Source organism: Luteimonas saliphila (genome assembly GCF_016774335.1).
Classification (GTDB): domain Bacteria; phylum Pseudomonadota; class Gammaproteobacteria; order Xanthomonadales; family Xanthomonadaceae; genus Luteimonas; species Luteimonas saliphila.
The window spans coordinates 55078-69053 of the sequence record NZ_JAETWA010000046.1 but is presented as its reverse complement, the minus strand read 5'-3'; the positions used below and the strand labels follow the sequence as shown (position 1 = coordinate 69053).

10 protein-coding genes are annotated in these 13976 nt (G+C 69.9%); 8 read left to right on the top strand and 2 right to left on the bottom strand.

Going from position 1 to position 13976, the window contains the following annotated elements:
• The first annotated feature begins 34 nt into the window (after positions 1 to 34).
• From queF to JMO03_RS17270, 3 genes are all read left to right on the top strand, one after another.
• Complete coding sequence (queF, locus tag JMO03_RS17280; protein ID WP_202844997.1) at positions 35 to 853, top strand: NADPH-dependent 7-cyano-7-deazaguanine reductase QueF; 819 nt, start codon at positions 35 to 37, stop codon at positions 851 to 853.
• Positions 854 to 942: 89 nt separating this feature from the next.
• Positions 943 to 1314: a LysM peptidoglycan-binding domain-containing protein gene (locus JMO03_RS17275; protein WP_202844996.1), complete on the top strand. Its 372-nt coding sequence runs from the start codon at positions 943 to 945 to the stop codon at positions 1312 to 1314.
• A 41-nt stretch (positions 1315 to 1355) separates the two neighbouring features.
• Positions 1356 to 1832: a hypothetical protein gene (locus JMO03_RS17270; protein ID WP_202844995.1), complete on the top strand. Its 477-nt coding sequence runs from the start codon at positions 1356 to 1358 to the stop codon at positions 1830 to 1832.
• A gap of 192 nt (positions 1833 to 2024) precedes the next feature.
• Here JMO03_RS17270 and JMO03_RS17265 read toward each other — a convergent pair whose 3' ends face one another.
• A complete protein-coding gene (locus JMO03_RS17265; protein ID WP_202844994.1) occupies positions 2025 to 4193 on the bottom strand; it encodes a metallophosphoesterase in 2169 nt (722 codons plus the stop codon).
• Positions 4194 to 4236: 43 nt separating this feature from the next.
• On the bottom strand, positions 4237 to 7002 hold the full coding sequence (locus tag JMO03_RS17260) for a TonB-dependent receptor (RefSeq protein ID WP_238346285.1): 2766 nt from the start codon (positions 7000 to 7002) through the stop codon (positions 4237 to 4239).
• Between the two features lie 565 nt (positions 7003 to 7567).
• On the opposite strand from JMO03_RS17260, the gene JMO03_RS17255 reads away from it, so the two are divergent.
• The 5 genes from JMO03_RS17255 (at position 7568) to JMO03_RS17235 (ending at position 13944) form a co-directional block, all read left to right on the top strand.
• On the top strand, positions 7568 to 9802 hold the full coding sequence (locus JMO03_RS17255) for an NADP-dependent isocitrate dehydrogenase (RefSeq protein ID WP_202844992.1): 2235 nt from the start codon (positions 7568 to 7570) through the stop codon (positions 9800 to 9802).
• 316 nt (positions 9803 to 10118) lie between these two features.
• Positions 10119 to 11018, top strand: a complete 900-nt coding sequence (locus tag JMO03_RS17250) for a LysR substrate-binding domain-containing protein (protein ID WP_202844991.1) — start codon at positions 10119 to 10121, stop codon at positions 11016 to 11018.
• A gap of 66 nt (positions 11019 to 11084) precedes the next feature.
• Positions 11085 to 11972 (top strand): class I SAM-dependent methyltransferase, encoded by an 888-nt coding sequence (locus JMO03_RS17245; RefSeq protein WP_202844990.1) that lies wholly within the window; start codon positions 11085 to 11087, stop codon positions 11970 to 11972.
• Positions 11973 to 12179: 207 nt separating this feature from the next.
• Positions 12180 to 12782, top strand: coding sequence for a pseudouridine synthase (locus JMO03_RS17240; RefSeq protein ID WP_202844989.1), 603 nt, complete (start codon positions 12180 to 12182; stop codon positions 12780 to 12782).
• A gap of 61 nt (positions 12783 to 12843) precedes the next feature.
• Positions 12844 to 13944 (top strand): hybrid sensor histidine kinase/response regulator, encoded by a 1101-nt coding sequence (locus tag JMO03_RS17235; protein ID WP_202844988.1) that lies wholly within the window; start codon positions 12844 to 12846, stop codon positions 13942 to 13944.
• Positions 13945 to 13976 lie beyond the last annotated feature (32 nt).

The following is a 13976-nucleotide window of genomic DNA, read 5'->3' as shown; positions in this document are numbered from 1 at the left end:
ACCCTCGCTGCACGCTCTCCCCTAGAATGCCCCCATGCCCACCCCCGAACACTCCCTCCTCGGCCGCGAAGTCGCCTACCCCGCGCACTACGACCCGTCGCTGCTGTTCGCGATCCCGCGCGCGCCGGCGCGCGGCGAACTCGGGATCGCCGATGCGCTGCCGTTCGTCGGCCACGACCGCTGGCATGCGTACGAACTGTCGTGGCTGGATGCGTGCGGCAAGCCGCTGGTCGCGACCGCGACGCTCACGGTGCCGGCCACCTCGCCGTACCTGGTCGAATCGAAATCGCTCAAGCTTTACCTCAACTCGCTCAATGCGACGCGCTTCGACAGCGCCGAGGCGGTGCGCAGCCGCGTCGCCGAGGACCTGTCGCGGTCCGCAGGCGCGGCGGTCGGCGTCGGGTTCGGCCTGCCGCCATGCGGGGGTGAGGCCACCGACGAGGCGATCTGCATCGACGGGCTCGATCTGGCCATCGAGACCTACGGCCCGCCCGACCCGGGGCTGCTGCATGCGGATGCCCACGACGACGTCGCCGAAACCCTGCGCAGCGACCTGCTGAAATCGAACTGCCCGGTCACCGGCCAGCCCGACTGGGCCAGCGTGGCCATCGCCTACCGCGGACCGCGCGTCGATCGCGCGGCGCTGCTGCGTTACCTGGTCTCGTTCCGCGAGCACGCCGGCTTCCACGAGCAATGCGTCGAACGCATCTTCGTCGACCTGCGCGCGCGTTGCCGGCCGGATGCGCTGTCGGTGGAGGCGCGCTACACCCGCCGCGGCGGACTCGACATCAACCCCTGGCGCGCGACCCCGGGGATCGCGCCCCCGGCGCCACGGCGCGACCTGCGCCAGTGATCCGAACCGCCCCGCGGCGGTCGCGATGGTTTCTTAACGCAGTCCGTGCCACTTTCGCTGCCGCATCGTCCCCAGGGAGGAGCCTCCCAATGAGCAGCGACAAGAAGCCCGATTTCTCCAACGTCCAGAGCGGCGCCAACACCAAGCCCACGGGCGGTGGCGGCGGCAGCACCGGCGGTACCCTGGCCGGCGCCAGGCCCGACTTTTCCAACGTGGTCAGCGGTGCCGACACCGTGCCCGGCAGCGGTGGCGACGCGCGCACCTACACGATCGAGAAGGGCGACACCCTGTCCGCGATCGCGCAGCGCTTCTACGGCAAGGCGAAGTACTGGCGCCGGATCCACGAAGCCAACCGCACCGAGATCGAGGACCCGGACCGCATCTTCCCGGGCCAGGTGATCCGCCTGCCGGCGATCGACACCGACGGCGACGGCACGCCCGACGATCCGTCCGCGGCCTGAGACAGGCCGCACCACCAAGCCCATCATTCGAGGACACCGCCATGAACCGCACCCGTCTGTCGCAGGCCCTGCTCGCCGCCGCCATCGGCAGCGTGGCCCTGATCGGCTGCAAGAAGGACGAACCCGCCCCCGTGCCGCCCGCCGCACCGGTCGAGACCGCACCGGCACCGGCGCCGATGCCGCCGCCGGCCGCGCCCGCGAGCACCGCCTCGGTCACCCTGGGCAACGCGATCGACGCCAACAACACCATCGCCACGCCGCTGACGACGTTTTCCGCCGGGGACACCATCCACGCATCGGTCGCGACCGACGGCGCCGGCGCCGGCCGGTTGACCGCGAAGTGGACCCATCTCGACAGCAGCCAGACGGTGGCCGAGGAAACCAAGGACATCGCCCCCGGTCCGCAGGTCACCGACTTCCACATCAGCAAGCCCGACGGCTGGCCACCGGGCAAGTACCGGGTCGAGGTGTCGCTGGACGGCACGGTGGTCAACACCAGCGAGTTCACCGTGCAGTAGGAACCGGTCGCCTGGCGGGTCGGGCATCGACGATCCGCTTGTCTTCGGATCGTAGGGCCGCCCGACCCTTCGGGACTCGACGCCGTGACGCCGTACACCCGCAATCCCCGCTCCGGCGGGGATTGTTTTTTCTGGGCGACGAAGTGCATCGCAACCGCTGGCACACCTGCACGCGCGCTCGTGTCGGGCCGGTTACGGTCGGCCCGTCGCGCCCCGGTCCCCGGGCAGCCGGCGCAAAGGCGACGGCGTGTGCGACAGGTCGATCAGCCGGTTGTTGTCGAGATCCAGCCGCACATGGTCGGACGGCGCGCCTGCGGCGAGCTCGAGCAGGATGGCCATCAGCGGCTTGAATCGTGCCTGGAACAGCTCGCCGAGGGTGTTGGCGTCGCCGACGCGGTCGCCGTCCATCGACAGGTCCGCATCGGACTGCTGCAAGGCATGCGCGAGCGTCACGTAGTGGTTCGCGCGCTCGACGTCGACTTCCGCGAAGGCCAGGTCGCCGGCACGGGCCAGGCGGACGAAGTCGACCGCCAGGTCCATCGCCTGCCATCGGGCGAAATCCTCCAGCCGCAGGCCTTGGGCCCGCACCAGTGCGCGGGCCCGGGCCTCGGCCTGCCGCAGGTCTTCCGCGAACGCCTCCCCGGAGCGCTCGTCGCCCGCACCGGCGAGGCAATCGAACAATGCCGCCGCAAGCCCGCCGCGAGCGGGCGCGTTCGCCAGTTGCCCGAGCGTCACATTCGTCTGCAGTTGCGACAGCACCATCAGGTCGGCGCCCGTCAAAGGACTCCTGACCAGCTCGCGCATCTCGCAGCGCCAGTCGTCGTCCAGCAGGCGAAGGCGGACCAGTTCGTCGAGATAGCGACGGGTGAAGTCGCCATAGTTCGCGGCATCCAGGATCGACAGGTCCCACTGCGCGGGTGCGGCATGGGCGTGCTCCGCGCGATACAGGTCGAACAGCTCGTCGAATCGCGGCACCCGGTCCAGGCGCACGGTCTCGATCTCCAGCTGGCCGGCGCCATGCAGCGTCATCAGCTTGTAGGCGGGGACGTGCGCGGCGAGGGAGGGCGCCTGGATGTTGAACAGCGTGGCGTCGTCGCCGTAGGTGCGGACGGCCATGTCGTTGAAGTGCATGTGCCCGCCCACGTGCACCTTCAGGCCGGTGGCGGCCAGCGCGCGGGTGGTGTCTTCCGCGGGACGGCGCTGCAGCTGCATCGCGTTCGCGCCCAGCAGGCGTTCGATGTCGTCCGAGGCGCCGTCGTAGAACTCGGCCATCGGGAAATGACTGAACGCGATCACCTGCTTGCCCAGGCGCTCGCCGCGGGCCACCACGTCGCGCAGCCACTCGATCACGTGCGGCTTGTGGCTCAACATCGCGTTGTAGCCATGGTTGCCCGAGCCGGTGAAATCGTCGTCGCCCGGACCCGTGGGCACGTAGACGTTGGCATCCAGCGCGACCAGCCAGACGCCCTCCACCGGCTCCACCAGGTACGAAGCGTCGGCGACCATCGTGCAGAAGGTGTGTCCGTCCCGCCTGTCGGGACCGCCTGCGCCCTCGCGGCAGATCTCGTGACGGCGGCGGGTCCAGTCGGCCTGCCGCAAGGCGGTCGGGTAACGGTAATCGCCGTAGGCGTAGCTGCTGTAGGGCGTTTCGTAATAGCGGTACTGCGGACTGGGCATGAAGCCGTGCCGCGCCAGCATCGCGGTGATGCCGGCGTAGCCCAGGGTGCGCACCTCCTCGCTGCAGATGCTTGTGCCCACCTTCGCCCAGTCGCCGGCGTATGAAGCGCTGCAGTCGTCGTTGCCGCCGCGGCTGTAGATCGCCTGCGCGACGCCCGCCTCGCCGGTGACGGGATCCACGCCGAGGTAGTCGCGCTTGCCGCCGGGACGGTCGAACGGGCGCACCGGATCGTGGTTGCCGGGCGCGGCCAGGAACTCGATGCCGTGCCTGGCCGCGTAGTCGTCGAGGATCGCGACCAGCCCCCGCATGTGCACCGGCTGGCCGTCGTCGGAGAAGTCCCCGGGCAGGGCGATGATCCTCACGCCGCGGGCCACGGCGTCGTCCAGCGCGGCCAGGAACGCGAAGTAGTTCTCGTTGAACAGCCGGGTGGACGTCAACTGCGCCTGCATGGTGCGGATGGTCGCGTGGCGGCCGTTCGCGGGGTTGGCGACGCCCGGAAAGGATCCGTCCTCGAACCCGGCATAGACGTCGTGGAAATGGACGTCGGGCATGAACGCGATACGGACCGGGGCATGCATGGGCACCGACGTCCCGTCCCGCACGCCCTGGGCGGGACGATCGCCACGGCTGGTGGCGCAGGCCGCCAGCGCGAGCACGAGTGCGGCCAGGGCGCAGCGAAGCACTGCCGTCCCCGTCACCATGCCGTGGCCGCAACCGGAGACCGGCTCAGAAATCGACCCGCACTCCCAGGCTGACCCGGCGACCCGACAGTTCGTACATGGTCGGGAACGACGGATCCATGGTGTAGCCGGTCGTCGCCTCGTCGGTGATGTTGATGCCCTTCAGGCTGAGCTTGACGTTGTCGGCCAGTCGATAGCCGATCGAGATGTCGGTCTGGCCATAGGCGTCGCGCCAGATCGGATACATGTTGTAGCCCAGGCCCTCGACGTACTCGCCCTTGTGGTTGTAGGACACGCGCGCGTCGAAACGGTCGCTGTCGTAGTACAGGGTGAGGTTGTAGGTCTTCTCGGCCAGCCCCGGCATCGGCGTGCGGATGCCCAGCGACGATTCTCCGGCCAGCGAGCTGCTCAACGCGGTGTAGTTGGCGTTGATGCCGAAACCTTCCAGCGCGGGGTGCAGCACCTCCAGCGGCAGGTGCGCGATCAGCTCGAAGCCATCGACATCGTAGGAGCCGCTGGCGTTCACCGGCTGGTAGACATCGAAATCGTAGTAGCCGTTGAGCGTGCCGTTGGCGTTGTACACGGCGACGTCGGGGACCACGCCGGTCAGGGCGTTGATCACCACGCCCTCGATCGTCTTCTGGAAGTACGAGGCCGCCAGCAGCCCGCCGTTGTCGAGGTACTTCTCCACGCCGACTTCCCACTGTTCGGCCAGGGTGGGCTCGAGGTTCGGGTTGCCGTCGGTGAAGCGGAACGAGCTCCAGCTGGCGGTGCGCTTGTAGGCCAGGTCGGTCAGCGCCGGGCGCATCAGGGTTTCGGACGCGGCCGCGCGCAGCAGCAGGCCTTCGGACAGTTCGGCCGTCATGTTGAGCGACGGCAGCAGGTTCGAGTACCCGCCGTCCTGCGACACCGGGTCCTCGGTGAAGCCGGGCGTGCCGTCCGGGTTCTGGATCGGGTGGTAGCCGAACGAGACCACCGAGGTGTCCACGTAGCGCACGCCGGCGTTGAGGGACACCGGGACCGCGCCCAGGTCGAACGCGAAGTCGGCCATCGCGTACAGGCTGGTCGCCTCCTCGTCCACGCGGTAGTACTCGCCCTCCTGGAACGGCGTGACGAAACCGGCGTAGCGGAAGGTGCCCCGCGCGTAGTCGTTGGAGATCTGCGCCCAGTCCAGGTTCCGCGCGCGATAGCGCCCGCCGGGGACGAGTCCGTCCACCGACTGCAACTCGCTGTCGGCCAGGGTGCGGGTGTTGGCCCACGAGGTGTCGCCCGGTCCCGGCCCGTGGATGTTGAGCGCGCCGCGCTGGCGCTCCTTCGACTTGTCGGTGTGGCGCGCACCGAACTGCACCGCGTGCAGCGCGGGAAAGAAGCCCAGGTCCAGGGTCTTGCGCGCGTTCGCCTGCGCGGCGTACTTGTCGTCGGTGATCTGCTCCAGCGTGGTCTCGTAGGCCTCGAACAGGTAGCGCTCCGGCGCGTCGTACATGTCGATCGTGGCCGGATCGGCGCTGGGGATGGTTTCCCCGCCGGTACCGGTCCAGCGCGAGCGCGAAGGCGCGTAGGCGACGTGCTTGAGGTTGGCGTAGTCGAGCCGCTTCTCCGCACCCGAGTAGCCCAGCAGGGCATCGATGTTCCAGCTGTCGTCCTTCCAGTCCAGCGCCACGCTGTACTGGCCATAGTCGTTCTCGCTGATGCGTTCCTTGCTCAGGAACTCGTGCTGGGTGGCGGTGTAGGACACGTCGCGCAGCACCACGATGCCATGCTCGGCCAGGGTGGTGTCGTCGTACTCGTGGATGGTCTCGAACGTACTGCGGCTGGAGGCGGAGTAGGCGGCGGCGTCGTACTCGTCCTCGGTGGTGTCGTAGCCGCCGACCATCGCATCGAAGGTCAGGCTGAACCGGTTGCCCGGCTTGTACTGCAGCGATGCGGTGGCGCCCCACTTGTCCTGGTCGTTGAGGTGGACGCGGTCGCCCACCTTGTCCTGGAACACGATCAGGTTGGTCTCGTCGGCGTCGCTGCGGTCGTCGACGACCACGCCGGTGTCGCGCTCCAGCACCGCCTCTGCTTGCTCGCCGCGGGTACCCGAGGCGCCCAGGAAGCGCGACGAGGGACGGAAGTTGATGCCCGAGTTCGAGTCGGTGCGGTTGGTCCGCGTCGCCCTGGAGAACGACACCAGCGCGCCCCAGTCGCCCCAGGTGTCGCTCGCGAGGAACGAGACCTTGGGGTCGGTCTCGCCGGAGATCGAGTTGTGCGCGCCTTCGGCCGCGAAGACCAGCTTGCGCTCGCTGTAGTCGAACGGCCGGGCCGTGGAGATCTGCACCGACCCGGCGATGCCGCCTTCCTCCAGCGCCGCGGTGGGCGACTTCTGCACCGTCACCTGCTGGATGATCTCGGAGGCGAAGATGTCGAACTCGACGTCGCGCCCGCCGCTGCCGGAGGCGGTGGCGAGGTCGTTGATGGAGACGTGGGTGTACTCGGACGGCAGGCCGCGCACGTTGACCGCGGTGCCCAGCCCCTTGTTGCGTTCGATGGTCACGCCCGGCATCCGCTGCAACGCCTCGGCGAGGTTCTGTTCTGGAAAATCCACCACGTCGGTGGCGACGATGGAATCGGAGAAACCGACGTTGTCGCGCTTGAGGTCCACCGCGCGGTCCAGGCTGCGGCTGTAGCTGCCGCTCACGCGCACCGCGTCCAGCACCGTGGCATCCACGCCGGCCGCCGCGCCATCCTGGGCCGAGGCATGGAAGGGCGCCGAGGCCAGGCCCGCGACCAGCAGGCAGCGGATGGTCCGGCTCAGTTGCGTGGATCGGGGCATATGGGCGCGTCCGCGCCTGGTGTGGTGCGTCATGTAGGTCTCGTGTCGTAGGGAGTAGCGCGCAGCGGCAGGCGGCCCGTGCTGTGCAGGCCTGGTCGGTGCCACGTCGCTTGCCCGCAAGGCTACGGTGTGAATGTGACGTTGATCTTTCGTGACGGCGCGGCAGCCGGGTCGCGATCGATCGCACGCGGCGCACGCCTCCGTCCGCGGGGCGTGCGCGCATTCCGCGGCCGCGTCGACCAGGCCCGGGGGCCGCTTCGCGCGAAGGCGTCGCGATGACCCGGAGACAAGAAGAGGGCCGGCACGATGTTCGCGGCCAGCGAAGGGGCACCCGGCTGCCTGACCCGTCCCGCGTGGTGCGCGATGCCGGCGCCCGATCATGCGGCCCGCCATCGCACGTCGTGCGTCGCGATCCGCCGCTGCCCGCGGTTTTGCCCACCTTCCCGGAACACGCGACAATAGGTGGATCGCCAGCCGCTCCCTGCCTGCCCGTGTCGCGAGGGACGTCCGGGCGCGGTTCCCGAGCGCGGCACACCTCTTACCGATGCGCAGGAACAAGACGCCCATGTCCGACACGCCGAAGATCCTCTACACCCTGACCGACGAAGCCCCGTACCTGGCCACCGCCTCGCTGCTGCCGATCGTGCAGGCGTTCGCGGGCGCCGCCGGGATCGCGGTGGAAACGCGCGACATCTCGCTGTCGGGACGGATCCTGGCGCAGTTCCCGGACCTGCTGGGCGAGGCGCAGCGCGTCAGCGACGACCTGGCCGAGCTGGGCGAACTGGCGAAGACGCCCGAGGCGAACATCATCAAGCTGCCCAACATCAGCGCCTCGGTGCCGCAGCTCAAGGCCGCGATCAGGGAGTTGCAGGCCCAGGGCCATCCGCTGCCCGACTATCCGGACGAGCCGAAGGACGCGCACGAGCGCGACATCCGCGCGCGCTACGGCAAGGCCATGGGCAGCGCGGTGAATCCGGTGCTGCGCGAGGGCAACTCCGATCGCCATGCGCCCAAGTCGGTCAAGGCCTACGCGCGCAAGCACCCGCACCGCATGGGCAAGTGGAGCGCGGATTCGAAGTCGCACGTCGCGCACATGGCCGAGGGCGATTTCTACGGCAGCGAGCTGTCGACCACGTTCGAACGCGCCGACACCCTGCGCATCGAGTTCGCCGGCACCGACGGCGCCACCCGCGTGCTCAAGGACGCGGTGAAGGTGCAGGCCGGCGAAATCGTCGATGCCGCGCGCATGTCGCGCAAGGCGCTGGCGGCGTTCATCGCCGAAGAGATCGCGGACGCGAAGGCGCAGGGCGTGCTGTTCTCGCTGCACCTGAAGGCGACGATGATGAAGGTTTCCGACCCGATCATGTTCGGGATCGCGGTGGGCGAGTTCTACAAGCCGCTGCTGGAACGGCACGCGGCCGCGCTGGCCTCCGCGGGCTTCGATCCGAACAATGGCATCGGCGACCTGTACGGGCGGCTGCAGTCGCTGCCCGAGGACGTGCGCGAGGCCGTGACCGCCGAGATCGGCACGCTGTACGCGTCGCGTCCGGGACTGGCGATGGTGAACTCCGACAAGGGCATCACCAACCTGCACGTGCCGTCCGACGTGATCGTCGACGCCTCGATGCCGGCGATGATCCGCGACGGCGGCGGCATGTGGAACGCCGCAGGGGAGCTGCAGGACGCCAAGGCGGTGATCCCCGACCGCTGCTACGCCGGCATCTACCAGGCCGTGATCGAGGACTGCAAGGCCCACGGCGCGTTCGACCCGGCGACGATGGGCAGCGTGCCCAACGTCGGCCTGATGGCGCAGAAGGCGGAGGAATACGGCAGCCACGACAAGACCTTCCAGGCCCCGGGCGAGGGCCGGATCCGGGTCGTGGACAGCGCCGGCGCCAGCGTGTTCGAGCATGCGGTCGAAGCCGGGGACATCTGGCGCATGTGCTGCACCCGCGACGCGGCGATCCGCGACTGGGTGAAGCTGGCGGTCGACCGCGCCGCGCTCAGCCAGACGCCGGCGGTGTTCTGGCTCGATCGCGATCGCGCCCACGACGCGCAGGTGCTGGCCAAGGTGGAGGCGTACCTGAAGGACCACACGCTCGACGCGCTCGACATCCGCGTGTTGCCGCCGGTCGAGGCGATGCGGCTTTCGCTCGACCGCATCCGCCAGGGACAGGACACGATCTCGGTCACCGGCAACGTGCTGCGCGACTACCTCACCGACCTGTTCCCGATCATGGAGCTGGGCACGAGCGCGAAGATGCTCTCGATCGTGCCGCTGATGGCCGGCGGCGGGCTGTTCGAAACCGGCGCCGGCGGCAGCGCGCCCAAGCACGTGCAGCAGTTCCTCGAGGAGAACTACCTGCGCTGGGATTCGCTGGGCGAGTTCCTGGCGCTGGCCGCCTCGCTCGAGCACATCAGCCAGCGCTGGCTGAACTCGGCCGCGCCGGTGCTGGCGAAGGCGCTGGACGACGCCAACGGACGCATCCTCGACGAGAACCGTTCGCCGGCGCGCAAGGTCGGCGAGCTGGACAACCGTGGCAGCCATTTCTACCTCGCCCTGTACTGGGCGCAGGCGCTGGCCGCGCAGGACGAACACCCGGGGCTCAAGGCGCGGTTCGCGCCCCTGGCCCGGGCGCTGGCGGAGAACGAGGCGAAGATCCTGGCCGAACTCAAGGCGGTCCAGGGACGCGCGATCGACATCGGCGGCTACTACCGCCCGGACCTGGCGCGGGTGACGGCGGCGATGCGTCCGAGCGCCACCTTCAACGCGGTGCTGGCGACGCTGTCGGCGCAGTGAGGCCCGGCGGGCCCGCCACGGCCGATGGCGGGCTTCGACGCAACGCCGGCAGCAGCACCGCCCAGACGCGCCGGCGGGGCACGGGGACGGGCGCGGGTTCCTGCGGACCGGCCCCGTCCCCCGGCGTCGATCGTGGCGTCCGCGCCAGCGAGCGCGCCAGCGCCGGATCGGAAACGTAGCCCTGGTTGAACAGCAGGCCGGCATAGATATTCATTCGGCACCTCATGTACTGTCTTGAGTGGCTCGAAACATAGGCGCATGATCCGGGGCGGAAAAGCGAAACTTCCGCAAGCCAGACTTGAACGATTTTCAAGGTATGTCCCGCCCGCCGCTACATGCGCTGCAGGGTTTCGTCGCCGCGGTCCGCCACGGCAACCTGACCCGTGCCGCCGAGTCGCTGAACCTCACCGTCAGTGCGCTGAGCCACCAGATGCGCACGCTCGAACAGCGGCTGGGCTACCCACTGCTGGTCCGCGGCGCACGCGGTGTGTCGGCGACCGCCGACGGCCAGCGCCTGCTCGACCGCATCGCGCCGCACCTGGACGCGATCGCCGACGCGCTGCATCCCTTCGCCGCGCCCCGCGGGAACGTGCTGACGATCAGCGTGCTGCCGTCGATGGCGTCGGCATGGCTGGTGCCGCGGCTGGGCGCCTTCCTCGCCGCGCATCCGACGGTCGAGATCAACCTGCAGTCGACCGAGGCGGTGGCCGATTTCGCGCGCGAGCCTGAGGTCGACGCAGCGCTGCGCATCGGTCGCGGCCAATGGCCCGGCACCGTCGCAGAACCGCTGTTCGACGAATGGCTGGTGCCGATGGCCAGCCCGGCGCTGGTCGAACGCATGGGCGGTGTCGGGGCGGCGCCGCTGTCGCAGTGGCCGCTGGTGGGGGATCCGGACGGGCAGTGGAACCGCTGGTTCGCCCATGTCGGGCAGGAGCCCCCCACGCGCTACGTGGCAATGCTCGACGACACCGAGGCGCACCACCGCGCCGCGCTCGCGGGGGTCGGCGTCGCGCTGGGCCGGACTACCCGCGCGCGGCTGCTGCTGGATTCCGGTCAGCTGGTGGCGCTGTCGGATCGGCGGTTGCGGACCGGCAGCGGGCACTGGCTGGTGTATCCGGAACGCTCGCGCGCGCATGCCGGCTTCCGGGTGTTCCGCGACTGGCTCCTGGACGAAGCGCGCGAGCACGCGCGGCACGCCGCGGATCCGATATCGTGAGGCCACCACGCCGGCGTACGCGGTGATGTGGCAGGCTGCGCGTTCGTTTCCGTCCGGAGATTCCCGATGCGCCGCTCACCCTCCATTCCGTCCACGCTCGCGACCTCGCTGCTCGCCCTCGCCCTGGCCAGCGCCGGGCTCACCGCGACCGCAGCCGATACGCCCCCTGCGCCTGCGCAGGCCGAACCGGCCGCCGCGGCGGATGCCACGATGCAGGCGATCCTCGCCGGCGACTGGCGCAGCGAGGAGAACCGCGCGCGCGACGCGTACCGGCATCCCGCCCAGACCCTGGCGTTCTTCGGCCTCAAACCGGACCAGACCGTGGTCGAGATCACCCCCGGCGGCGGCTGGTACGCCGAGATCCTCGCGCCATACCTGCGCAAGGACGGCAACTATGTCGCCGCCATCGTCGATCCGGCGGCACTGCCGGAAGGCCGCGGCCGCGACTACCAGCAGCGCGGCAAGGACGGCCTGGAGAAGAAGTTCGCCGACGCGCCCACCCGCTTCGACGCCGCCACCATCGTGGCCTACGACCCGGCCGCGCCGAAGTTCGGCGAGCCCGGCACCGCCGACCTCGTCCTGACCTTCCGCAACGTCCACAACTGGCGCGGCAGCGGCCAGGCCGAAGGCATGTTCAACGGCTTCTTCGAGGTGCTCAAGCCCGGCGGCGTGCTCGGCGTGGTCGAGCATCGGGCCAAGGCCGACGTGCCGGCGGACGACAAGAGCGGCTACGTCGGCGAGGCGCAGGTGATCGCGATGGCCGAGGCGGCGGGCTTCAGGCTGGACGCCAGGAGCGAGGTCAACGCCAATCCGAAGGATACGAAGGACCACCCCAACGGTGTGTGGACCCTGCCGCCCGGCAACAACCACGACGCCGCGGATGCGGAGAAGTACCAGGCGATCGGCGAGAGCGACCGGATGACGTTGCGGTTCGTGAAGCCCGCCCGCGAGTAACCCTCACGCCCGAGGGACCATCACCGCGCGCGGGCGAGACCCTCCGACGCGCGCGTTCTCGCCCTTGCGGACGTAAGCCTTGCAATGCCGAGGCCTCCCCAGCACCGCACTTGACCCACTTCGGCGCGACGCCCGCACAGTGTCGCGCCGGCGCGCCGGCTGCGCCGCACGGACGAATCGCCCGTCACCCATCCACGAATCACCGCCGTGCTCATCGCCTTCAACAAACCCTACGGCGTGCTCTGCCAGTTCACCGATCGCAGCACGCCGCCGCGTCCCACGCTGGCGGGATTCGGCCTGCCGGCGGGGGTGTATCCCGCCGGCAGGCTCGACCACGACAGCGAAGGCCTGCTGCTGCTGACCGACGACGGCACGCTCGCGCACCGCATCACCGACCCGCGCCACAAGCTGGCCAAGGCCTACCTGGTGCAGGTGGAAGGCACGCCGTCGCCCGCGCAGCTCGACGCGCTGCGCGGCGGTGTCGAGCTTGCCGACGGGCGCACGCGTCCGGCCGAGGCGGAACTGGTCGAGCCGCCGGCGCTGTGGCCGCGCGACCCGCCGGTGCGTTTCCGCAAGACCGTGCCGGACGCCTGGCTGCGGCTGGCGATCGGCGAAGGCCGTAACCGCCAGGTGCGGCGCATGACGGCCGCGGTCGGGCTGCCCACGCTGCGACTGGTGCGCGTGGCGATCGGCGCACATGCGCTGGGCGCGCTCGCGCCCGGTGCGTGGCGCCTCGTCGATGATGGCCAGGACATCACCGGCCGGCGCACGCCGACTGTGCCGATTCCCCGCGGTCGGACGGTCTGCTAACGTTTCCGGTCCGGGGGCCGCGGCCGGCAACCCGTCGGTCGCAGGGGACAGCCGGAGCGCCATGCCGAACGCGAAGAACAACGCCGGACGGGTGCTCGTCGTCGACGATCAGCCGTCCAACCTGCGCATCATCAGCGCGCTGCTGTCGCGCCAGGGCTACGCCGTGCATACCGCCGAGAGCGGCGAGGACGCGCTGCGGCGGCTGGAGCATCAGCCCCCCGACCTGATGCTGCTGGACATGATGATGCCGGGGATGGACGGCTTCGACCTGCTGGAGGAAGTGCGCCAGAATCCGGCGTGGTCCGGGCTGCCGGTGGTGTTCCTCACCGCCGCCCACGACCGCGACCTGCTGTTGCGCGCGTTCGATTCGGGCGCGGTCGATTACGTCACCAAGCCGTTCATGCCCGAGGAGCTGCTGGCGCGGGTGCAGGCGCACATCGGCCTGAAGCTCACCCGCGACCGGCTCGAGCGCGTCGCGCGCGAGCGCCAGGAGCTGGTGAACCTGGTCGCGCACGATCTGAAGAACCCGCTGACCAGCATCTTCTTCGCCAGCGACCTGCTGATCACCGGCCAGACCCGCGAGGACCGCATCCCGCGCTACCTGGAGATGGTGCGCGACAGCGCCCAGGACGCGCTGGGCTACATCCGCCGCTACCTGGAGACGCAGGCCTCGGTCCGTTCGCAGGGCGACAGCGCGCCGGCGAGCGCGTGCCTGGGCGACCTGGTGCGCTGGGTGGAGCAGCGCTATGCGCTGCAACTGGAGCACCGCGGCGCGCGCCTGCGGATCCTGGCGATGGAGGAAGTCGACGTCGCGATCGATCCGCTGGTGCTGCGCCAGGTGTGCGAGAACCTGATCAGCAACGCGATCAAGTACGCGCCGGGCAGCGACATCGATCTGTCGGTGCGGCCCGGGGCGCCGGGCTTCCGCCAGCTGCGGGTGGAGGACCGGGGCCCGGGGATCCCGCCGGCGCAGCAGTCGTCGCTGTTCACCCCGTTCTTCCGCATCAACACCGGCGACCATGCGACCGACGCCGACTCGACCGGACTGGGCTTGTCGCTGGCGCGGCAGATCATCGGCGCGCTAGGGGGCGAACTTCGCTACGAGGACCGCGAAGGCGGCGGCGCCTGTTTCGTGCTGGAACTGCCCGAAGCGCCGGTCTGACGCGAGGACGGCCGCAGGGTCGCGCCGGGTGT